This is a genomic window from Pseudomonas sp. NY15374, from assembly GCF_048068255.1.
GTDB lineage: Bacteria > Pseudomonadota > Gammaproteobacteria > Pseudomonadales > Pseudomonadaceae > Aquipseudomonas > Aquipseudomonas machongensis.
In genome coordinates this window covers 384,900-404,559 of record NZ_JBLUPZ010000002.1, presented here as the reverse complement: position 1 = coordinate 404,559, position 19,660 = coordinate 384,900, and the positions used below count along the sequence as shown (strand labels likewise).

The window sequence follows — 19,660 nt, the reverse complement described above, 5'->3', positions numbered from 1 at the left end:
GCGGCGTGACAAGGAGTGTCTTCCTCACCGGCGCAACCGGCTTTGTCGGCTCTGCGATTGCGCAACGCCTGGTGAGCGAAGGCTGCGCATTGATCTGTGCGGCACGAGACAAGACCGCCAGCCTGCCGCCCACGGCCCGTGTCGTGAACTGTGCTGACTTCACCGTCAACGATGGTTGGCAGGAGGCATTGGCGGAGGTGGATGTGGTCATTCACTCCGCCGCCCGGGTGCACGTGATGAACGATACCGAATCCGATCCCCTGGCAGCTTTTCGCAAGGTCAACGTCGAAGGCACGCTCAACCTGGCTAGGCAAGCTCTTGCAGCGGGGGTGAGGCGTTTCGTGTTCGTCAGCTCAATCAAGGTCAATGGAGAGGGCACGGAACTTGGGCGTCCTTATCGGGCGGACGATGTACCTGCCCCTGCCGATCCCTATGGCGTGTCGAAAATGGAGGCTGAGCAGGGCCTGCGTGAGCTCGCCGCGCAGAGCGATCTGGAGGTAGTGATCATACGCCCGGTATTGGTGTACGGCCCCGGTGTCAAAGCCAACTTCCTTGCCATGATGCGTTGGTTGGACAAAGGCGTGCCCTTGCCATTCGGTGCCATCGACAACCGTCGCAGCCTGGTTGCACTGGATAATCTCGTGGACCTGGTGCACACGTGCATGACACATGTGGCCGCCTCCAATCAGACATTCCTGGTCAGTGATGGTGAAGATCTGTCGACGACGGCGCTGCTGCGTCGTATGGCTAAGGCGCTGGGCAGGTCGGCGCGTCTGCTGCCGGTTCCCGCCTGGGTGCTCGTCACAGGGGCAAGATCGCTGGGCAAGGGCGCCTTGTCGCAACGCCTGTGTGGGTCGTTGCAGGTCGATATCGGCAAGACACGGGAGTTGCTTGGTTGGCAACCACCGGTTTCAGTCGATGCCGCGCTGCGGTCTGCTGCCAAGTACTATCAGGAAAACAACAAGAAATGATGCTTTTGTGGTGTCTTCCAGTGGCGCTGATCATGTCATTGCTGATGACGGCAGCGTTGCGTCGTTACGCGCTGGCGCGCAGTGTCATGGATGTTCCCAATGCGCGCAGCTCTCATACCGTGCCAACGCCTCGAGGCGGCGGTGTCGCCATCGTTCTGACTTTCCTGTTGGCAGTCATTGCGTTGATGTTGTCAGGCGACGAACAGATCAGGATGCTGACAGCGCTCGTTGGTGGTGGGGCATTGATTGCCATCATCGGTTTCATGGACGATCACGGGCACATTGCCGCAAGGTGGCGCCTGCTGGGGCACTTTGTAGCTGCAATCTGGATGCTGGCGTGGATTGGCGGGTTGCCTCCATTGTCGATTTTCGGGTGGACAGTGGACCTGGGTTGGTTGGGAGGCTTGCTGGCAACTGTGTACCTGGTCTGGTTGCTCAACCTTTACAACTTCATGGATGGTATTGATGGCATCGCCAGTGTTGAAGCCATTACTGCATGCCTCGGGGCCGCTCTTCTTTACTGGCTTGCCGGTTTCAATACAACGGCCCTGTTGCCTCTGCTTCTGGCTGCTGCGGTGGCGGGCTTCCTATGCTGGAATTTCCCACCGGCAAAGATCTTCATGGGGGATGCGGGCAGTGGCTTTATCGGGATAGTCCTGGGAGGCTTGTCGCTGCAAGCGGCCTGGGTTGTGCCACAGATGTTCTGGTGCTGGCTGATCCTGCTGGGTGTGTTTATCGTAGATGCCACATACACCCTGGTAAGGCGGCTGCTGCGCGGTGACAAGGTCTACGAGGCCCACCGCAGCCACGCTTATCAGTTTGCATCTCGCCAGTATGGCCGGCATTTACCGGTAACCCTGGCGGTCGTCGCGCTCAATGTGTGCTGGTTGCTGCCCGTGGCTTTATGTGTCATGCAGCTTGGCCTGGACGGGGTGCTTGGAGTGGTGATCGCTTATCTTCCTTTGATTGTCCTGGCAGTGCGTTACCGTGCAGGTGATCTGGAAGATCGGCGTTAGAGATTAATTAGGCGATGTGCCATCAGGTACATGAGGATGCCTAGAGGAGTTATGGATAAGGTGCGTACGAAACTGCTGGGTTTGCCACGTCGCCACAAGCGGCTGCTGCAAGTCATGACCGATATAGTGTTGATATGGGTTGCCTTGTGGCTTGCATTTGCGGTCCGTCTCGGTCTGGATGAGATGGCTAACCCACTCATCGACCACACTTGGCTATTCATCTGTGCGCCAGTTGTATCGATACCGCTGTTCATCCGTTTTGGCCTGTACCGTGCTGTCATGCGCTACTTCGGCAATGATGCATTGATCGCAATCATCAAGGCCGTCACGCTGTCCGCGTTGATCCTTGGGTTCATCATCTATTGGGCGGGCAATCACCAGAACGTCGTGCCGCGTTCGATCACCTTCAACTATTGGTGGTTGAGCCTGATCATGGTTGGCGGGTTGCGCCTGGGAATGCGTCAGTATTTCCTGGGCGACTGGTTTACTGCCGCGGTTCAGCATGTTCCATTCGCCAGCCGTGACGATGGTTTGCCAAAAGTGGCTGTCTACGGTGCAGGCGCGGCCGGTAATCAGCTGGTCGCGGCGCTGCGCATGGACAAGGCCATGCGTCCGGTTGCCTTTATCGATGATGATGCCAGTATCACCGACAGGGTCATTGCCGGGCTCCAGGTGTACCACCCGGAGAGGCTGCAGCGCATGATCGATGTGACCGGGGCTCAAGAGATTCTCTTGGCCATCCCCTCGTCGACACGTACCCGCCGCCGCGAAATACTCAACTTCCTCGAAAATTTCCCGCTGCATGTGCGGAGTGTGCCGGGCTTCATGGACCTCGCCAGTGGCAAGGTCAAGGTTGATGATATCCAGGAAGTCGATATCGCTGATTTGTTAGGGCGCGACGCGGTGCCAGCACAAAATGATCTGCTGGAACACTGTATTGTCGATCAGGTTGTTCTGGTTACCGGCGCAGGTGGATCAATCGGTTCGGAGCTGTGCCGGCAGATTCTTGGTCAGCTGCCCAAGACGCTGCTGCTTTTCGACCACAGCGAGTTCAACCTCTACAGCATACTTTCGGAACTGGAGCAGCGCGTAGCTCGCGAGTCGTTACCTATTCGCCTGATTTCAATTCTCGGCTCTGTGCGTAATCAGACGCAGATGCTCGATATCATGAAAACCTGGCGTGTCGATACCGTCTATCATGCTGCCGCCTACAAGCATGTGCCGATGGTCGAACACAATATCGCAGAAGGTTTGTTGAACAATGTGATCGGTACGCTGCATACCGCCCAAGCTGCCTTGCAGGCCGGAGTAGCAAACTTCGTGCTGATCTCCACGGACAAAGCAGTACGGCCTACCAACGTGATGGGTAGCACCAAGCGTCTTGCCGAGATGACCTTGCAGGCCCTTAGCCGGGAGCTGGCACCTGTGCTGTTCGGTGATGCCAGCAATGTTTCGCAGGTCAACAAGACCCGCTTCACCATGGTTCGCTTTGGAAATGTTCTCGGTTCATCGGGTTCGGTGATCCCGTTGTTCCACAAACAGATAAAAGCGGGAGGACCGCTGACCGTTACACACCCAAAGATTACCCGTTATTTCATGACCATTCCTGAAGCGGCGCAGTTAGTGATTCAGGCCGGTTCGATGGGTAAGGGCGGGGATGTATTCGTTCTCGACATGGGCGAGCCAGTACGGATTGTCGAACTGGCCGAAAAGATGATTCATCTCTCCGGCTTCAGTGTTCGCTCCGAACGTAACCCCACCGGTGATATTGCCATTGAGTTTACCGGGTTGCGTCCTGGCGAGAAGCTTTATGAGGAATTGCTGATCGGCGACAATGTGATCGCTACACGGCATCCTATGATCATGAGTGCAAACGAGGATTTCATTCCATGGGACTCGCTCAAAACAGCCTTGGACCAATTGCTTGATGCTGCGGCTGGCGACGATTTCGTGCGTGTGCGCCAGCTGCTGCGCGAAACGGTAATCGGCTATGCACCTGAAGGTGAAATCGTCGACTGGATTTACCAGCAGCGCCGACTAGAGCCTTGATGCTCTCAAGGCTGGTGCTGGTGATCGCTCCGGCATTGCGTCTCTTCCGGCCCGTCGACCTGCCCGCAGGCGTTGTGCGGAGCGGTTGTTGTTTTGTCGACATTGACAATTGAATAGTGATGTTGCGCTAGGCCGATTGTGGACGCGGGTCTACTGCGTGGCAGGCCTCTGATTGCGAGCAGCTTTCGGTGGAGGTGGTGGAGCGCGGCTATGCCTGGCTGGATACCGGTACCTACGATTCTCTGCTTGAGGCCAGTGGCTACATTGCAACTATCGAGCGCCGCCAGGGGCTCAAGGTCGCGTGCCCGGAGAAGGTTGCCAGCCGTCAGTGCTGGACCGGCTCCGAACAACTGGCAAAGTTGGCGGCACCGTTTACCAAGAATGGCTATGGGCAGTACCTGCAACGGGTTCTGCGCGACACGATCTTCTGAGCTTGAAGGTTATCTGCACGCCTGTTGTGGGATGTTTTACCCAGCAGGCGTGCAACATGCTGTGACGTCTAATCCGGTTACCATTTCCTGGGGAATCGGGCTGGGCGGGTGACCTGTGAACCGCTAATTTGACGTGGCAGCCGAGGAAACCGCTGCGCAAAAACGCCATTCACAGGAGTGACCACATGCGTAATACCGTACTCAATTATCTGCTGCCGCTGTTCGCGGGCTTCTCGTTTTCCGTCAGTGCTGCGCCGGCCATCACAAGCGCTCCAAAGGAGCCAGTACCGTTGGCGAGTCAGGTGCAGGGCTCCATCGCGTATCTGAACCTGAATACGGCCGATGCAGTGACTCTGCAGAAGGAGTTGAACGGGATCGGCAAGGCCAAGGCCGAGGCGATCGTAGCGTACCGTGAGGCGAATGGTCCCTTCGCTTCCGTGGACGAACTGCTGGAGATCAAAGGGATCGGCAGTGCCTTGCTGGAGCGTAATCGGGGCAAGCTGATGGTCGAGTAAGCCCTATTGGCCGGGGCAGCGTGTCTGTCCCGGCTTTTGTTCGTCGTCCATCAACGGTCTTTAACGTCCTTGGCATCAGCCTCGGCATTGCGCTCATGCACCTTGCGCAACTGCTCATCCGTCAACGGCAACTTCTTCGCCGTATCCCGCAGCATCATCAACCCGCCGACGATGGAGCCAAGGGCTATGATCAATATCAGCCAGGCATACCAAGGCATTGTCGTTCTCCAGTAGGTACTTGTACGATTTTCGAGCGATTGGCCACCCTATTGGTTCAATTATAGGAGTGCAGCCCAGCCGGGCCAATTCTGATGTCCCACGGCCCCCAAACCCCCGGCCACTTCGTTTACAATGCGCGCCGTTTACGACTTGCCAAGAGACCTGACCATGTCCGCCTGCCAGACGCCCCTGATCGTCGCCCTCGATTTCCCTACCCGTGAGGCCGCTCTGAAGCTGGCTGACCGGCTCGATCCGGCGCTGTGCCGGGTCAAGGTCGGCAAGGAGCTGTTCACCAGCAGCGCCTCGGGCATCGTCGAGACCCTCTGCGCGAAGGGCTTCGAGGTGTTCCTCGATCTGAAATTCCATGACATCCCCAACACCACGGCGATGGCGGTCAAAGCTGCTGCCGAGATGGGCGTGTGGATGGTCAACGTGCATTGCTCCGGCGGCCTGCGCATGATGTCGGCCTGCCGTGAAGAGTTGGCCAAGCGCAGCGGGCCGCAGCCGCTGCTAATCGGTGTCACCGTGCTGACCAGCATGGAGCGTGAGGACCTGGCAGGTATCGGCCTGGATATCGATCCACAGGAGCAGGTGTTGCGTCTGGCGGCGCTGGCGCAGAAGGCCGGTATGGATGGCCTGGTGTGCTCGGCGCTGGAAGCGCCGGCACTGAAAGCTGCGCATCCGGCGCTGCAATTGGTGACTCCGGGCATTCGGCCGGCGGGCAGCGCCCAGGATGACCAGCGCCGTATCCTTACGCCGCGCCAGGCGCTGGATGCTGGCTCCGACTACCTGGTAATCGGCCGTCCGATCAGCCAAGCGGCGGATCCGGCACTGGCGCTGGCGTCGGTTGTGGCCGAGATTCGCGGTTGATTCGATCCAGGGGCTGCCATGCAGCCCATCGCGGTACAAGGCCGCTCCCGCACGGAGCGGTCAGCTGTATCCGTTTTAGACCTTCAGCACCAGCTTGCCGAAGTTCTCCCCGCTGAACAGCTTGAGCAGCGTTTCCGGGAAGGTCTCCAGGCCTTCGACCACATCCTCCTTGCTCTTGACCTCGCCACTGGCCAACCAGCCAGCCATTTCCTGCGCAGCCTTGCCGTACTCCTTGACGTGGTCCATCACCACGAAGCCTTCCATGCGCGCGCGGTTCACCAGCAGCGACAGGTAGTTGGCTGGCCCTTTCACCGCCTCCTTGTTGTTGTACTGACTGATGGCGCCGCAGATCACCACGCGGGCCTTGAAATTCAGGCGGCTCAACACGGCGTCGAGAATGTCGCCACCGACGTTGTCGAAATACACATCCACGCCCTTGGGGCATTCGCGCTTGAGGCCGGCGAGCACGTCTTCGGCCTTGTAGTCGATGACACCGTCAAAGCCCAGTTCATCCTTGAGGTACTGGCACTTTTGCGTGCCGCCGGCGATCCCCACGACGTGGCAGCCCTTGAGCTTGGCGATCTGCCCGGCGATGCTGCCGACCGCGCCGGCAGCGCCGGAAATGACTACGGTCTCGCCGGCCTTGGGCTGGCCGACGTCAAGCAGGGCGAAGTAGGCGGTCATGCCGGTCATGCCCAGCGCAGACAGATAGCGGGGCAGGGGTGCCAAGCGCGGGTCGATCTTGTGCAGGCCCTGGGGCGTGCCGGTGAAGTAGTCCTGTACGCCAAGCGCGCCGCTGACATGGTCGCCGGGCTTGTAGTCCGGATGTTTGGAGGCGACGACTTCGCCGACGCCCAGCGCGCGCATCACCTCACCCAGGCCCACCGGCGGGATGTAGGACTTGCCTTCGTTCATCCAGCCGCGCATTGCCGGGTCCAGCGACAGGTAGAGGTTGCGCACTTGGATCTGGCCGTCGGTGGGTTCTGCGGCGGGGCCCTGCTGGTAGTCGAAATCTTCGCGGCGCACGGCACCGACGGGGCGTTTGGCGAGCAGGAAGCGGCGGTTGGTCTGGGTCATGGTATCTCTCCCTGTAGATGGCAAAGCCTGTTGATAGACCGTCGAGCCTTGCCAGGCAAGGTTGACCGGGTTGGCGAATGCCCGGTAATCCACCTCGATGATCTGGCTGGCAGCGCACAATCACTGCAAACGATGGTAGTCCAACCGTGCTTCTGATGATGCTGCCCAGCCGGGTGGTGCTCTGACTAGACTCAGTCTCTACTCGATCTCTGTGAAGCAGGAGCCTGTGATGAGCATGACTTTTTCCGGCCAGGTCGCCCTGGTCACCGGCGGCGCGGCAGGTATCGGCCGAGCCACGGCCCAGGCATTTGCCGCCGAGGGGCTTAAGGTGGTGGTGGCTGACCTCGACGTGGCCGGTGGCGAGGCAACCGTCGCACTGATTCGCGAAGCCGGTGGTGACGCGCTGTTCGTGGCCTGCGACGTGACCCGCGACAGCGATGTGCGCCAGCTGCACGAGAAGATCATCGACGTCTATGGTCGCCTGGACTACGCGTACAACAACGCCGGAATCGAGATCGAGAAGGGGCGTCTGGCCGAGGGTAGCGAGGCCGAGTTCGACGCGATCATGGGCGTCAACGTCAAGGGCGTTTGGTTGTGCATGAAATACCAGTTGCCGTTGCTGCTGGCCCAGGGCGGCGGTGCGATCGTCAACACAGCGTCGGTGGCCGGGCTGGGCGCCGCCCCCAAGATGAGCATCTATGCTGCGTCCAAGCACGCGGTGATCGGCCTGACCAAGTCGGCGGCCATCGAGTATGCGAAGAAAGGGATTCGGGTCAACGCGGTGTGCCCCGCAGTGATCGACACCGACATGTTCCGTCGCGCCTACGAGGCCGATCCGCGCAAGGCCGAGTTCGCCGCAGCGATGCACCCGGTCGGGCGCATCGGCAAGGTCGAGGAGATCGCCAGCGCAGTGCTTTATCTGTGCAGCGATGGGGCGAAGTTCACCACCGGCCATAGCCTGACCGTGGATGGCGGTGCCACGGCCATCTGATCGAGACGCGTGCCGAGACCAGCAACGCCACCACCACCGCGACGCAGCCCAGCAGCAGGGCTGCGCCGAACAACACCAGCGCCATGCGCGAGCCGAGGCGATCACTGAGCAGCCCGGTGAAGATCACCGGCAGGCTGAAACCCAGGTAAGCGAGCAGGAAGAAGCCGGCGCTGGCGCGGGTCTTCTCGTTGCCGGCGAGGGTGTTTACCGCCGCCAGCCCGCCAAGGTAGATGAAGCCATAACAGGCGCTGCTGGCAGCCACGGCACCTGCCAGTACCGCTGCCAACCTGCCGTTTTCCGCACCCCAGGCCAACAGGGCATAGCTCAGCGGCAGGATCGTCAGGCCGAGCAGAGTGGCGCGCACGCTTGCCAGGCGCCGAGCCAGCGGCTGGAACAGCACGCCGCAACTGATTACGCAGAAGGTGGAGAAGCCCGACCACTCGCTCAGCCCGTGCTGGCGCAGTACACCTGGCAGCAGCGCGATGACCAGCCCGGTGCAGGCCCAGGCCAGCAGGATCGCCAGGCCGTACGGCAGGCTGCCGGGCGGATAGCAGGGCAGGCGCAGCATGGCGCTGCGTTGTGTCGGACGACGGTCAGGCAGGCGCCACACCAGCAACAGGGCGACGGCGGCCAGCAGCAGTTGCAGATAGAAGCTACCCGGGCTCAGGCTCGGGCCACGCAACAGGAACAGACTGGTCAGTGCCGCGCCCAGTCCGAAGCCCAGCGAGGTGCTGGCGGTTACCCAATTGGCAGCCCGGGTACTGTCGGCGCCGCCCAGCAGTTCTCCCATGTAGGCGGTCGCGGTGGTGGTCGCCAAGGCCGTACCGATGCCCATCAGCAGGCGGGTCAGGGCGAGGGTTTCGAGGCCGGGTGCGAGCAGGACGAGGGTTGTGGCCAGCATCGACAGTAGCAGTGCGGCCATGATCAATGGGCGGCGGCCGACCCGGTCCGCCAAGCCGCCGAAGGCCAGCAGCACGGGAAGCACACCCAGCACATAGCTGGAAAACGCCAGGGCGGTAGCGGCGGCGCCGTATCCGGACAGGTCGGCGTACGTGGTGTAGAGCGGGGCCTGCAGGTTCACGGCGAGGGTGATCAGGCACAGGGCAAATGCCAGGCGGGCGGGCATGGGGTATCCATCTAGGAAGGGGTGGGTGAAAGCACATTGAATTCATCTCCCTGCGCCAACAAGACACACATCCCCGGCATTTGTGGTTAACTGTTCCCCAAAAATCAGCAAACACTTTGCCATGCACATTTCCCTGAATCGCCTCAGTCCCATCCCTCTGGTCCAGCAACTGACCGACCAGTTGCAAGCCTGGATCGAGCAACAGCGTCTGCGACCCGGTGCGCGGCTGCCGTCGATTCGCACCTTGGCCAGCACCCTTGAAGTCAGCCAATCGTGTGTGATCGATGCGTACGACCGTCTGGTGGCCATCGGCTGGCTGGAGGCGCGCCACGGCACCGGCTTCTTCGTCGCCGAGCGCAAGCCCGGGCTGGCCCAGGAGGATGCCATGGCCTGGGGCGATGCCATCGATGGCAGCTGGAGGCAGTTCGGGGATGGTCACGAGACCCTGCTCAAGCTCGGTTGTGGCTGGCTGCCCACCGCCTGGCACGCCCGTGATGCCCTGGCACAGGCAATACGTCTGGTCAGCCGTGGCGACCCCGAGGACCTGTTCCGCTATTGCTCGCCGCTGGGGTTGGCCAGCCTGCGCCAGCAGTTGCACAAGCGCCTGTCGCAGCTGGATATCCCCACCGCTGCTGAACGCATTCTCACCACCCAAGGCGGCAGCCATGGCCTTGACTTGCTGGTGCGGACGCTGCTCAAGCCCGGCGATACGGTGGTGGTCGAAAGCCCCGGCTACTACAACCTGTTCACCCTGCTGCGCCAGCATCAGGTGCGCATGCTGCCGTTGCCGCGCACCCCTGCAGGCCCTGATGTCCAGGCGCTCGAGCAACTGCTGGTCGAGCACCGCCCGCGTTGCCTGTTCGTCAACAGCCTTTACCAGAACCCGACCGGCACCAGTCTCAGCCCCAAGACCGCCTACCGCTTGCTGGAGCTGGCGCGTGAGCATGATGTGCGGATCATCGAGGATGACATCTACGCAGACTTCCAGGATGGCCCGGCCACGCGACTGGCGACGCTGGACAGCGAACAGCGGGTGATCTACCTGGGCAGCTTTTCCAAAACCCTGAGCAGTGCCCTGCGGGTCGGCTACATCGCCGCCGACGCCGAGCTGATCGGCCAGCTGGCGCAGTTGAAGATGGTGACCGGCATCGGGACTTCACGCTTCGTCGAGCAAGTGGTAGGGCAGATGCTCGCCAACGGCAGCTATCGCAAGAGCGTGCAGCGCTTGCGGCTGCGCCTGGCCCAGCACATGGCCAAGTTGCTGGGCCAGTTGGAGGCCTTTGGTTGGGAGGTGTTCTGCGAGCCCTATGGCGGCATGTTCGTCTGGGCGCGGGTGCCGGGCCGGGATTTCGCCTGGCTCGATCACCTGGCGCTGGAGCATTCGGTGTTGCTTACCCCAGGCAGCGCTTTCGATCACCAGGGAGCCGACAGCGACTGGCTACGCATCAATGTCGCGTATGGGCAGGACATCCGTGCCCAGGCCTTCTTCGCACATGCAGGGCGACCTGCAGATAGCTGAAAACGACAGGGTCATAGCTATTTGACACCATTCTGACGTCAAGCCCTTGTGAGCTGGCCGGCACGGTTGTCACTCTTGGTATTCGGGAACACCTGAATGGGCAAGGGGGAGCGGCGATGGGGGCGACCAAGCGCGGTAGTCTGTCCAATCTGGGCATGGCACGTAAACTCGGCCTGGGCTTCGCCCTGGTGCTGCTGTTGACCCTGGCGGTGGCGGCCATCGGTGTGTACGCCCTGAACAATATCGGCCAGCGCTTCGACGGGCTGCGGCAGATGGGCGAGGTCAATACCGACCTGCTGCGTCTACGCCAGCATGAGCAAGCCTTCGCCCTGCGTTCTGACATCAAGGAGGCCGAGGCCCTGCGCGCGGGTTTGCAGACGCTGGTCGAGCGCGTGCGCAGCCTGCCGACGCTGGCGGCGAGCGAGGCAGACCTCAATGCCTATGGCCAGGCCTTCGATGCCTTCGTCGAGGCCGTGCAGGCCAAGGAGCTGGCGCTGGATACGGCTGGCTGGTCGGTGTCCAGCGTCGCCAACAACCTCGATGTGCTGCAGGCCGGGCTGGCGGACGATGGCGCCTACACCCTCAAGCAGTCCCAGGGCCAGCAGGGCAGCGAGTTTCTCGATCAGGCCGCGCAGGTGGCCCAGGTCTCGCGCCTGATGCTGCAGGCGATGGACGAGGCGCGGGTACGTCTGGAGCAGGGGCGCAAGGGCGAAGAGGCGGTGTCCGCCGGGCGCATCGCGCAGACCGTCGATGCGGCGAATCTGGTCGATCAGCTCAAGACCGCCGTCACCGATTCCGGTTACCAGAGCGTATTGGGGGAAGTGGCCGGGCATATCGCCACCTTCTCCGACAAACTCAACGAATACACTGATGAACTGGCCAAGGAGCAGGGCACCAAGACCCAGTTGCAGGCCAGCGCCGAACAGGTCACCAGCCGGGTTGACCAGGCCTATGCGGCGCAGCAGGAAGCCATGCGCCAGGAGCTGCTGCACAACGCGCTGGCCATCGCCATCGCCACGGCCCTGGCGTTGCTGGTGGGCATCGTTGCCGCCTGGTTGATCACGCGCGCCGTGGTCGGGCCGCTCAAACGGGTGATCGCCAGTGCCCAGCGCATCGCGGCTGGCGATCTGGTGGTCGAGGCGCAAGTGGCAGGTCGCGATGAGGTAGGGCAACTCACCCTGGCCATGCAGCAGATGGCGGCGGGGCTGTCAGGTATCGTCAGCGGATTGCAGCAGGGTATCGAACAACTGGCCGGCAATGCCCAGGCGCTGTCGGCGGTGACCGAGCAGACCAACCGCGAGGTGGGCAGCCAGAAGGAGGAGACCGAACAGGTCGCCACCGCGATGCAGCAGATGACTGCGACCGTGCACGATGTGGCGCGCAACGCCGAGGAGGCAGCACAAGCGGCGCAGGATGCCGATGACAAGGTCGAGTCCGGCCAGCAGGTGGTCCGCCAGAGCATGCAGCGCATCGAACAGTTGGCCGAGGCTGCGGAAACTGCCAGTGCCGGTATCGACAGCCTGAGTGCCGAGATCCACACCATCGGCGATGTACTGGAAGTGATCAAGAGCGTCGCCGAGCAGACCAACCTGCTGGCGCTCAACGCGGCGATCGAGGCCGCGCGCGCTGGTGAGCAGGGCCGTGGTTTTGCCGTGGTGGCCGACGAAGTGCGGGCCTTGGCACGGCGTACCCGGCAGTCGACGGAGGAGATCGAGCGCCTGGTAGCCAGCCTGCGCGGCAACGCCCAGCAATCGGTGGCGCAGATTCGTGGCAGTACCGAGCTGGTGCGCATGGCCGTGGCTGATGCGCTGCACACCGAAAGCGCCCTGGGTAGCATCGCCTCGGCCGTGTCGCTGATCCAGCAGATGAACCAGCAGATCGCTGCCGCAGCGGAGCAGCAAAGCTCGGTGGCCGAGGAGATCAGCCGCAGCGTCACGCAGATTCGCGGTAGTGCGGATCAGGCGGCGCTGGCGATGCAGGACAATGCGCGGTCGAGTGTGGAGCTGGCGCAGTTGGGGGATGAGTTGAAGGGGATGGTGGGGCATTTCCGCTTGGGATGAGGCTGGCCTCTTCGCGGGCAAGTCGCAGCGGCGAACCGCCGCTCCCACAGGTACGGCGCAGCCTTCAATATTGCTGGACCTATGTAGGAGCGGGCTTGCCCGCGAAGAGGTCGGTACAGGCAACCAATAACCTTTACCCCTTGCGCGGACTCAATATCAGCAAGGTAATCACCCCCGCCACGATCCCCCAAAACGCAGAACCGATCGAAAACAGCGTCAGCCCCGAGGCCGTCACCATGAAGGTGATCAGCGCCGCCTCACGCTCCCGCGCCTCGCTCATCGCTACGGTCAACCCGTTCATGATTGAGCCGAACAGCGCCAGCGCCGCGATCGACAACACCAATTCCTTTGGTAGCGCCGCGAACAGCGCCGCCAAGGTCGCGCCGAACACCCCGGCGATACCATAGAAGATTCCGCACCAGACCGCCGCGGTATAGCGCTTGGCCGGGTCTTCATGGGCGTGCGGGCCGGTGCAGATCGCCGCGCTGATGGCCGCCAGGTTGACCCCGTGCGAACCGAAGGGGGCCAGCAGCAGCGAGGCGAAGCCGGTCGCCGAGATCAGCGGTGAGGCCGGCACCTGGTAGCCGTCGGCGCGCAGCACGGCAACTCCGGGCATGTTCTGCGAAGTCATCGCCACCACGAACAGCGGGATGCCGATGCTGATGGTCGCTGCCAACGAGAAGCTCGGCGTGGTCCAGACCGGTTTTGCCACCTCCAGGTTGAAGTGGCTGAAGTCCAGCAGCCCCAGGATGCCGGACAGCGTCGTGCCGACCACCAGCGCGGCCAGCACGCAATAGCGCGGCGACAGGCGCTTGACCAGCAGGTAGCTGAAGAACATGCCCAGTACCAGCAGGGTGCGATGCTGGGCGGCGACGAAGATTTCGCTGCCGATCTTGAACAGGATCCCTGCCAGCAAGGCCGACGCCAGCGACGCCGGAATACGCCGCACCAGGCGCTCGAAACTGCCGGTCAAGCCGCAGACCAGCACCAGCACGGCGCAGGTAATGTACGCGCCGATGGCTTCGCCATAGCTGACACCGCCAAGGCTGGTGATCAGCAACGCTGCGCCCGGCGTCGACCAGGCCACGGTGATCGGGGTGCGATAGCGCAGCGACAGGCCGATGCTGCACACCGCCATGCCGATCGACAGGGCCCATATCCACGAGGAAATCTGCGCGGTGGTCAACCCGGCGGCCTGGCCAGCCTGGAACATCAGCACCAGGGAACTGGTGTAGCCGGTCAGCATGGCGATGAAACCGGCGACCACCGCCGATGGGGCGCTGTCCGCCAGTGGGCGCAGACGCGTGGAAGTGGCGTCGGTCATGGGGCATTCCTTGTTCATGTAAGCAGTTTTTTCAGACTAACGCGGGCGAATCGGAAGCTTGCCATACAGCAGTCATTGCATTTAGCCGTACAGTCCCCAACTATTGGGCGCTGACCTGCAACTGCACAGGAGGGGAGGGGCGATGTACAAGGTTTATGGGGATTACCAGTCGGGCAACTGCTACAAGATCAAGTTGATGCTGAATCTTCTGGGGCGCCCCTATGAGTGGCACTCGGTCGACATTCTCAAAGGCGAGACCGAGACCCCCGAGTTCCTGGCCAGAAACCCCAATGGCAAGGTGCCGGTGCTGGAGCTCGAAGACGGTACCTGCCTGTGGGAGTCCAACGCGATCCTCAACTTCCTCGCCGACGGCAGCGAGTTCCTGCCGACCGAGCCGCGCTTGCGCACCCAGGTGCTGCAATGGCAGTTCTTCGAGCAGTACAGCCACGAGCCTTACATTGCCGTGGCGCGTTTTATCCAGTTCTACCTGGGATTGCCGGATGAGCGCCTCGAGGAGTACCGCAAGTTGCACAAGGGCGGCTACAAGGCCCTCAAGGTGATGGAGCGCCAGTTGCAGATGACGCCGTACCTGGTGGGCGAGCAGTACTCGATCGCCGATGTGGCGTTGTATGCCTACACCCACGTGGCGCAGCAGGGTGGCTTCGACCTGGCCGAGTATCCGGCGGTGAGGGCCTGGCTTGAGCGGGTTGCCAGCCATCCGCGGCATGTGCCGATGGTGGATTGATCGGCTTGGCAGCGGCGCAGTCCTTGTGACTGCGCCAGGCTCAGACCGACCCGAAGCGCTTTTCCAGATAGCCAATGATGTCCTTGGACTCATACATCCAGGTCACCTTGCCGTCCTCTTCGATACGCAGGCACGGCACCTTTACCCGGCCGCCGCCTTCCTGCAGTGCCTGGCGGTGTTGCGGGTCGTTCTTCGCATCGCGCAGTGCCACCGGCACGTTGAGGCGGTGGAGGGCGCGGCGGGTCTTGACGCAGAACGGGCAGGCATGGAACTGGTACAGCGCCAGCCCCTTGGCCTGCTGCTCGACCTGGGCCTGGGCGGCGGCGTCGCGCTTGCGCTTGGCCGGGCGGCTGATCCAGTCGCCGAACACGATGAGTTGGCCGAGGCCGACTCGCAGGGCTTTGACGATCATGGGCAACTCCTGATCTGTGGTGCACAACGGAAAATAAAAAGCCGACCCCGAGGGGTCGGCTTCGCGCAGAGTCCGATCACTTGATCAGACTGAGGAATTCACTGCGGGTGGCGGCGTTCTCGCGGAACTCGCCAAGCATCACCGAAGTGATCATGCTCGAGTTCTGTTTCTCGACGCCGCGCATCATCATGCACATGTGCTTGGCTTCGATGACCACCGCAACGCCTGCGGCGCCGGTAACCTTCTCCACGGCCTCGGCGATCTGGCGGCTGAGGTTTTCCTGGATCTGCAGGCGACGTGCGTACATGTCGACGATCCGTGCCACCTTGGACAGCCCCAGCACCTTGCCCTTGGGCAGGTAGGCCACATGGGCCTTGCCGATGAACGGCAGCATGTGGTGTTCGCACATCGAATAGAGCTCGATGTCCCGGACCAGCACCATCTCGCTGTTGTCCGAAGTGAACAGCGCACCGTTGGTGACTTCTTCCAGGGTTTGTTCATAACCGCGGCAAAGGTACTTCATGGCCTTTGCGGCCCGCTTGGGCGTGTCGAGCAGGCCCTCACGGGAGACGTCCTCGCCGATCTGGCTGAGGATCTCGGTGTAGTTCTGTTCCAGGGACATGGATCTACCTGTGGGAAAAAACGCAAAAACGAAGGTTACGGCGGCAAACGCGGCGCTGCAAGCGTGATGTCATTCGTCGCGACCGTCGAGCATGGTCCGCTTGAGCATCACGTACAAGGCGCCGGTGCCGCCATGACGGGCCTGGCAAGAGACGAAACCGAGCACCTGCGGGTGCTGGCGCAGCCAGGTGTTGACGTGGCTCTTGATCATCGGGCGCTTGCCGTCGATGCGCGCAGCCTTGCCATGGGTGACCCGCACGCAGCGCACTTCCAGCTTGGTGGCTTCGGCAATGAAGTCCCAGAGCGTTTCGCGCGCGCGTTCAACGGTCATGCCGTGCAGGTCGAGGCTGCCCTCGAAGGCGATCTGGCCGAGCTTGAGCTTGCGAATCTGGCTTTCCTGCACGCCGTCGCGGCGCCACATCAGTTCGTCTTCGGCACCAACGTCGATGACGAACTGGTCCGACATGCCATCGACCACCAGCGGCTGGTCGCTGCGCACGGTAGCGGCCTGGCGCAGGCCGGCCAGCTGCTTGCGGTCGGCCTTGGGCTTGCCGACTTCGGCGCGGTCGTGTGCGATGGGCTTGACGCCACGCACCTCGCTGCGGAAGAGGGAAAAGTCGTCGTCTTGCATGTGTGCCTCCACGTGGGCGGCGTATTCTACGCGAACGGCCCTGCGTCGTCAGCAGCGCGCTGGTCAACGCTCAATCATGCTTTTTCATCAAGTGCGGCGACAGGTTCAGCTCCCGCCCTCGGCGCAGGCGAATGCGGCTGCGCCGCCAGAAGCGCACCCCCAGGTACAGCATCAGCAACCCGATCACCGTGAGGATGGCCGACAAGGGGCGGTTGGCATTGAGTTCGGCCAGGGCCTGGTAGTTGCCCAGCAGTCCGGCGAAACCGGCCATGGCCAGGAGGATGCCCAGGGTGGCGAGCAGGGCGGACAGGCCGGCAGCCAGGCGCGCGCCCCAGTTGCCCGGCTCGCGCGGGCGCAGGCGCTTGGCATCGAAACTGCCTTTGAGCTTCATTCCGTGTTCCTCTGTAGGTATCCGGAATCAGACCTGTGCTCGCCCGTCGGGTTCCGCCCGGCTGCCGGGCGGTTGTACGGTCAGATCAGGCTGGCGGTCGGGGCGACACAGGCAAAGTTGTCGGCCATCACGGCCATCTCGCACTGGTGGATCTGCGCGGCCGGAATGACCGTATCCTTGAACGCCAGGTCACGGGTGGCCGAGGCGTCTTCCACCAGGGTGCAGCGATAACCATAGTCCTTGGCACGGCGCACCGTGGTGCTGACGCTGGAGTGGCTCATGAAACCGCAGACGATCAGGTCCAGGTGGCCGAGCTGCTGCAGCGTCTCGTGCAGCTTGGTGTTCTTGAAAGCGTTGGGCATGCGCTTCTCGATGACGATTTCGTCGCCTTGCGGCTCGAGGCCCGGAATGAATTCGCCGGCCGGCCCCTGCGGGTCGAAGCGGCCACCGACGGTGCCGAGGTGGCGGACATGGATGATCGGGCGGCCGGCCTTGCGGGCAGCCTCGAGCAACTTGGCAATGTTCGCCACGGCCTCGTCCATGCCCGACAGCGCCAGTGGACCGCTCAGGTACTCCTTTTGCGCGTCGATGACGATCAGGCTGGCTTGGCTCAGCCTGGCCGGCGGGTAATCGCGGCCGGTGAGGCGGAACATCGTGGTTGGAACGGACATCAAGGGCTCCTTGGAAGGGCTTTTATCCCTCTATTCTCCCTTGCCTCGGCGCCAATGTGAATGGTTGACAACGCAGACGGCATGGTTACTGGCCTGTGGCTATCCGAACGGGAACCGGTGGAACATTTCAGCCGGGGGGCTGTTAGACTTTCGCACAGTCTGAAAAGGAGTACTCCGTGATCACATCCCGCCTGCGCACCCTGCGCGACCACATCCGCTGGGCGGTCAGCCGCTTCCATGAGCACGAGCTGTTCTTCGGTCATGGCGCCGACAACGCCTGGGACGAGGCCCGCCTCTTGGTGCTCGGTGCCGTGCATTTGCCCTGGGAGGTGGCCGACAGCTACCTGGACTGCCAGTTGGAGGATGACGAACGGGTGCGTCTGCAGCACTTGCTCAAGCGACGTATCGAGGAGCGGGTACCGACCGCCTACCTGCTGGGCGAGGCGTGGTTCTGCGGGATGTCGTTCATCGTCGACGAGCGGGTACTGATACCACGTTCCCCGATCGGCGAACTGATCGAGAAGCGCTTCGAGCCGTGGCTGGCCAGCGAGCCGGCGCGGATCCTCGACCTGTGCACCGGCTCCGGCTGCATCGGAATCGTTGCCGCCGATGTGTTCCAGGAGGCCGAAGTGGTACTGGCCGACCTGTCCTTCGACGCGCTCGAAGTGGCCAATCAGAATATCGAGCGCCACGGCCTCGACCAGCGTGTATATACCGTGCAGGGCGATGGTTTTGCCGGGCTGCCGGGCCAGCGTTTCGACCTGATCCTGTCCAATCCGCCCTATGTCGACGCCGAGGATTTCGCCGACATGCCCACCGAGTACCACCACGAGCCCGAGCTGGGTCTGGCCTGCGGCAACGACGGTCTGGACCTGGTGCGACGCATGCTTGCCGAGGCAGCTGATCACCTGACCGAGAAGGGCTTGTTGATTGTCGAGGTGGGCAACAGCCAGGTCCATGTCGAAGCCCTCTACCCGGAGGTGGACTTCGCCTGGCTGGACTTCGAGCGCGGTGGCCACGGCGTGTTCATGCTGACGGCGCAGCAATGCCGAGACCACCAGGAGCTGTTTGCTTCGCGGGTATGAGGCTTCGGTCGCGGGGCATGCCCCCCGCGATCGGGCGTCAGCGAGTGGCAATCCAGATCAGCAGGCCGGCCTGGAACACCGCAAAGGCGACCAGGCAGGTGATGGTGAAGCGCAGGCCGCTGTCCTCGCGGCGGTACTTGGCCACACGCTCGTCGCGCTCGCGCAGTTGCGCTTCCTTCTCCTGCAGTTTCTGCTCTGCCTGTTGCAGCATGGTCGCCGCTTCGAGCATGTCGACGCGCTGCACCTTCTCGTTGCTCCAGGCGCTCTTGAGCTGGCCGACCGCCGTTTCGACGGTTCGAGCCTTGAGCATCTGGCCGTCGGCATACTCCACCTCCAGCCCTACGCTGCGCAGCACGTGGTCGCGACGCAGGCGCGAGTCTTCGTTGAGGGCATCCTTGCTGGGCAGGGCCATGCCCTCGACCTGGTAGTGCGACCATTTGCGCTGCAGCCATTGCACGGCCTGGGCCAGCACGTAGCGGCCAAGGCCGCGGTTGAGTGGCTCCAGTTGCAGGCCGGCGTCGTCACCGATGCGCACGACACGCTGTTCATGGTCGACCCGCACGTCAAGGCGGTTCTGCTCCTTGCGTACCTTCTGGCCTGGCAGCAGGATTTCCATGCGCAGCAGGCTGTTGGCCTTGTCGTGGCGCTCGGCATAGCCGAACTGCACGAAACGCAGCGGTCGCGCGCCGCTGTTGCGGTCGGTGGGCAGCGGCGCCAGGCGCAGCAGCTGAAAGTGCTCGGCGGCCAGGTCCGCCCAGGGCAGCGGCGCGCTTTCCGGTGGTTGTTCTTCGATCGCCTCGGCGGCGGGTGCATCGGTCATCAGGGCAATCCTCAAGTGCACGGGCCGGGTGATGCCATGCCTGTGCGCGCAACGCTTGCTGCACGATAAGGCTCTTTGGCATCACCGCCTCTTGCCATGCATTATCGGCAGCACCG

General features: G+C 62.5%; 20 protein-coding genes and 2 pseudogenes. 12 read left to right on the top strand and 10 right to left on the bottom strand.

The window, feature by feature from the left end:
* Positions 1-5: 5 nt before the first annotated feature.
* The 5 genes and pseudogenes from ACNFHO_RS06205 (at position 6) to ACNFHO_RS06185 (ending at position 4,982) form a co-directional block, all read left to right on the top strand.
* Positions 6-971, top strand: a complete 966-nt coding sequence (locus ACNFHO_RS06205) for a UDP-glucose 4-epimerase family protein (RefSeq protein ID WP_416765884.1) — start codon at positions 6-8, stop codon at positions 969-971.
* A complete protein-coding gene (locus ACNFHO_RS06200; protein WP_416765641.1) occupies positions 968-1,987 on the top strand; it encodes an MraY family glycosyltransferase in 1,020 nt (339 codons plus the stop codon). The genes ACNFHO_RS06205 and ACNFHO_RS06200 overlap by 4 nt, the downstream gene beginning before the upstream one ends.
* A gap of 51 nt (positions 1,988-2,038) precedes the next feature.
* Complete coding sequence (locus tag ACNFHO_RS06195; RefSeq protein WP_416765639.1) at positions 2,039-4,036, top strand: polysaccharide biosynthesis protein; 1,998 nt, start codon at positions 2,039-2,041, stop codon at positions 4,034-4,036.
* Between the two features lie 179 nt (positions 4,037-4,215).
* Positions 4,216-4,467 (top strand): annotated as a pseudogene (locus ACNFHO_RS06190) (glucose-1-phosphate thymidylyltransferase); the annotation flags it as partial.
* Between the two features lie 185 nt (positions 4,468-4,652).
* Positions 4,653-4,982 carry a ComEA family DNA-binding protein gene (locus tag ACNFHO_RS06185; protein WP_416765638.1) on the top strand — a complete coding sequence of 110 codons (330 nt, stop codon included), beginning with the start codon at positions 4,653-4,655 and terminating at the stop codon, positions 4,980-4,982.
* Between the two features lie 50 nt (positions 4,983-5,032).
* Here ACNFHO_RS06185 and ACNFHO_RS06180 read toward each other — a convergent pair whose 3' ends face one another.
* Positions 5,033-5,200 carry a DUF2897 family protein gene (locus ACNFHO_RS06180; RefSeq protein ID WP_416765636.1) on the bottom strand — a complete coding sequence of 56 codons (168 nt, stop codon included), beginning with the start codon at positions 5,198-5,200 and terminating at the stop codon, positions 5,033-5,035.
* 169 nt (positions 5,201-5,369) lie between these two features.
* Here ACNFHO_RS06180 and pyrF point away from each other — a divergent pair, with 169 nt between their 5' ends.
* Positions 5,370-6,071: an orotidine-5'-phosphate decarboxylase gene (pyrF, locus tag ACNFHO_RS06175; RefSeq protein WP_416765635.1), complete on the top strand. Its 702-nt coding sequence runs from the start codon at positions 5,370-5,372 to the stop codon at positions 6,069-6,071.
* A gap of 75 nt (positions 6,072-6,146) precedes the next feature.
* Here pyrF and ACNFHO_RS06170 read toward each other — a convergent pair whose 3' ends face one another.
* Positions 6,147-7,148, bottom strand: a complete 1,002-nt coding sequence (locus ACNFHO_RS06170) for an NADP-dependent oxidoreductase (RefSeq protein ID WP_063545754.1) — start codon at positions 7,146-7,148, stop codon at positions 6,147-6,149.
* A 229-nt stretch (positions 7,149-7,377) separates the two neighbouring features.
* Between ACNFHO_RS06170 and ACNFHO_RS06165 the strand changes: the two genes are divergently transcribed.
* Entirely contained in the window at positions 7,378-8,139 is a 762-nt protein-coding gene (locus tag ACNFHO_RS06165; RefSeq protein WP_063545753.1) for an SDR family oxidoreductase, read from the top strand.
* Here the strand turns inward: ACNFHO_RS06165 and ACNFHO_RS06160 are convergent.
* Positions 8,090-9,265 carry an MFS transporter gene (locus ACNFHO_RS06160; RefSeq protein WP_065862123.1) on the bottom strand — a complete coding sequence of 392 codons (1,176 nt, stop codon included), beginning with the start codon at positions 9,263-9,265 and terminating at the stop codon, positions 8,090-8,092. The genes ACNFHO_RS06165 and ACNFHO_RS06160 overlap by 50 nt on opposite strands.
* A 121-nt stretch (positions 9,266-9,386) precedes the next feature.
* On the opposite strand from ACNFHO_RS06160, the gene ACNFHO_RS06155 reads away from it, so the two are divergent.
* From ACNFHO_RS06155 to ACNFHO_RS06145, 3 genes and pseudogenes are all read left to right on the top strand, one after another.
* Positions 9,387-10,784: a PLP-dependent aminotransferase family protein gene (locus ACNFHO_RS06155; protein ID WP_416765633.1), complete on the top strand. Its 1,398-nt coding sequence runs from the start codon at positions 9,387-9,389 to the stop codon at positions 10,782-10,784.
* Positions 10,785-10,900: 116 nt separating this feature from the next.
* Positions 10,901-11,980 (top strand): annotated as a pseudogene (locus ACNFHO_RS06150) (HAMP domain-containing protein); the annotation flags it as partial.
* Positions 11,969-12,844, top strand: coding sequence for a methyl-accepting chemotaxis protein (locus tag ACNFHO_RS06145; protein ID WP_371264443.1), 876 nt, complete (start codon positions 11,969-11,971; stop codon positions 12,842-12,844). The pseudogene ACNFHO_RS06150 and the gene ACNFHO_RS06145, both read left to right, overlap by 12 nt.
* Positions 12,845-12,977: 133 nt before the next feature.
* Here the strand turns inward: ACNFHO_RS06145 and ACNFHO_RS06140 are convergent, their stop codons facing one another.
* Positions 12,978-14,168, bottom strand: a complete 1,191-nt coding sequence (locus ACNFHO_RS06140; protein ID WP_063545749.1) for a benzoate/H(+) symporter BenE family transporter — start codon at positions 14,166-14,168, stop codon at positions 12,978-12,980.
* 142 nt (positions 14,169-14,310) lie between these two features.
* Between ACNFHO_RS06140 and ACNFHO_RS06135 the strand changes: the two genes are divergently transcribed.
* The gene (locus ACNFHO_RS06135) at positions 14,311-14,913 is read left to right on the top strand and encodes a glutathione S-transferase family protein (RefSeq protein ID WP_054891994.1); all 603 of its coding nucleotides are present in this window, start codon (positions 14,311-14,313) and stop codon (positions 14,911-14,913) included.
* A 40-nt stretch (positions 14,914-14,953) separates the two neighbouring features.
* Here the strand turns inward: ACNFHO_RS06135 and ACNFHO_RS06130 are convergent, their stop codons facing one another.
* The 5 genes from ACNFHO_RS06130 to ACNFHO_RS06110 form a co-directional block, all read right to left on the bottom strand.
* Entirely contained in the window at positions 14,954-15,325 is a 372-nt protein-coding gene (locus tag ACNFHO_RS06130) for a glutaredoxin family protein (protein ID WP_063545747.1), read from the bottom strand.
* Between the two features lie 76 nt (positions 15,326-15,401).
* Positions 15,402-15,947, bottom strand: coding sequence for a GTP cyclohydrolase I FolE (gene folE / locus ACNFHO_RS06125; RefSeq protein WP_054891992.1), 546 nt, complete (start codon positions 15,945-15,947; stop codon positions 15,402-15,404).
* A gap of 69 nt (positions 15,948-16,016) precedes the next feature.
* Positions 16,017-16,577, bottom strand: a complete 561-nt coding sequence (locus ACNFHO_RS06120; protein ID WP_054891991.1) for a Smr/MutS family protein — start codon at positions 16,575-16,577, stop codon at positions 16,017-16,019.
* Between the two features lie 70 nt (positions 16,578-16,647).
* A complete protein-coding gene (locus ACNFHO_RS06115; RefSeq protein ID WP_054891990.1) occupies positions 16,648-16,968 on the bottom strand; it encodes a hypothetical protein in 321 nt (106 codons plus the stop codon).
* Between the two features lie 80 nt (positions 16,969-17,048).
* Positions 17,049-17,639: a cysteine hydrolase family protein gene (locus ACNFHO_RS06110; protein WP_063545746.1), complete on the bottom strand. Its 591-nt coding sequence runs from the start codon at positions 17,637-17,639 to the stop codon at positions 17,049-17,051.
* A 176-nt stretch (positions 17,640-17,815) separates the two neighbouring features.
* Here ACNFHO_RS06110 and prmB point away from each other — a divergent pair, with 176 nt between their 5' ends.
* Complete coding sequence (prmB, locus tag ACNFHO_RS06105; RefSeq protein ID WP_372822299.1) at positions 17,816-18,724, top strand: 50S ribosomal protein L3 N(5)-glutamine methyltransferase; 909 nt, start codon at positions 17,816-17,818, stop codon at positions 18,722-18,724.
* 37 nt (positions 18,725-18,761) lie between these two features.
* Here prmB and ACNFHO_RS06100 read toward each other — a convergent pair whose 3' ends face one another.
* Positions 18,762-19,544 (bottom strand): hypothetical protein, encoded by a 783-nt coding sequence (locus ACNFHO_RS06100; protein ID WP_054891987.1) that lies wholly within the window; start codon positions 19,542-19,544, stop codon positions 18,762-18,764.
* Between the last annotated feature and the right edge of the window lie 116 nt (positions 19,545-19,660).

What these genes read in the sequence shown, in the direction of transcription:
- ACNFHO_RS06170 (WP_063545754.1), bottom strand. Translation starts at nt 7,148, where the DNA reads ATGACCCAGACCAACCGCCGCTTCCTGCTCGCCAAACGCCCCGTCGGT.
- ACNFHO_RS06155 (WP_416765633.1), top strand. Translation starts at nt 9,387, where the DNA reads ATGCACATTTCCCTGAATCGCCTCAGTCCCATCCCTCTGGTCCAGCAA.
- ACNFHO_RS06195 (WP_416765639.1), top strand. Translation starts at nt 2,039, where the DNA reads ATGGATAAGGTGCGTACGAAACTGCTGGGTTTGCCACGTCGCCACAAG.
- ACNFHO_RS06120 (WP_054891991.1), bottom strand. Translation starts at nt 16,577, where the DNA reads ATGCAAGACGACGACTTTTCCCTCTTCCGCAGCGAGGTGCGTGGCGTC.
- ACNFHO_RS06160 (WP_065862123.1), bottom strand. Translation starts at nt 9,265, where the DNA reads ATGCCCGCCCGCCTGGCATTTGCCCTGTGCCTGATCACCCTCGCCGTG.
- ACNFHO_RS06110 (WP_063545746.1), bottom strand. Translation starts at nt 17,639, where the DNA reads ATGTCCGTTCCAACCACGATGTTCCGCCTCACCGGCCGCGATTACCCG.
- ACNFHO_RS06100 (WP_054891987.1), bottom strand. Translation starts at nt 19,544, where the DNA reads ATGACCGATGCACCCGCCGCCGAGGCGATCGAAGAACAACCACCGGAA.
- ACNFHO_RS06135 (WP_054891994.1), top strand. Translation starts at nt 14,311, where the DNA reads ATGTACAAGGTTTATGGGGATTACCAGTCGGGCAACTGCTACAAGATC.
- ACNFHO_RS06145 (WP_371264443.1), top strand. Translation starts at nt 11,969, where the DNA reads ATGCAGCAGATGGCGGCGGGGCTGTCAGGTATCGTCAGCGGATTGCAG.
- ACNFHO_RS06200 (WP_416765641.1), top strand. Translation starts at nt 968, where the DNA reads ATGATGCTTTTGTGGTGTCTTCCAGTGGCGCTGATCATGTCATTGCTG.
- ACNFHO_RS06180 (WP_416765636.1), bottom strand. Translation starts at nt 5,200, where the DNA reads ATGCCTTGGTATGCCTGGCTGATATTGATCATAGCCCTTGGCTCCATC.
- ACNFHO_RS06115 (WP_054891990.1), bottom strand. Translation starts at nt 16,968, where the DNA reads ATGAAGCTCAAAGGCAGTTTCGATGCCAAGCGCCTGCGCCCGCGCGAG.
- folE (WP_054891992.1), bottom strand. Translation starts at nt 15,947, where the DNA reads ATGTCCCTGGAACAGAACTACACCGAGATCCTCAGCCAGATCGGCGAG.
- ACNFHO_RS06140 (WP_063545749.1), bottom strand. Translation starts at nt 14,168, where the DNA reads ATGACCGACGCCACTTCCACGCGTCTGCGCCCACTGGCGGACAGCGCC.
- ACNFHO_RS06185 (WP_416765638.1), top strand. Translation starts at nt 4,653, where the DNA reads ATGCGTAATACCGTACTCAATTATCTGCTGCCGCTGTTCGCGGGCTTC.
- ACNFHO_RS06165 (WP_063545753.1), top strand. Translation starts at nt 7,378, where the DNA reads ATGAGCATGACTTTTTCCGGCCAGGTCGCCCTGGTCACCGGCGGCGCG.
- ACNFHO_RS06130 (WP_063545747.1), bottom strand. Translation starts at nt 15,325, where the DNA reads ATGATCGTCAAAGCCCTGCGAGTCGGCCTCGGCCAACTCATCGTGTTC.
- pyrF (WP_416765635.1), top strand. Translation starts at nt 5,370, where the DNA reads ATGTCCGCCTGCCAGACGCCCCTGATCGTCGCCCTCGATTTCCCTACC.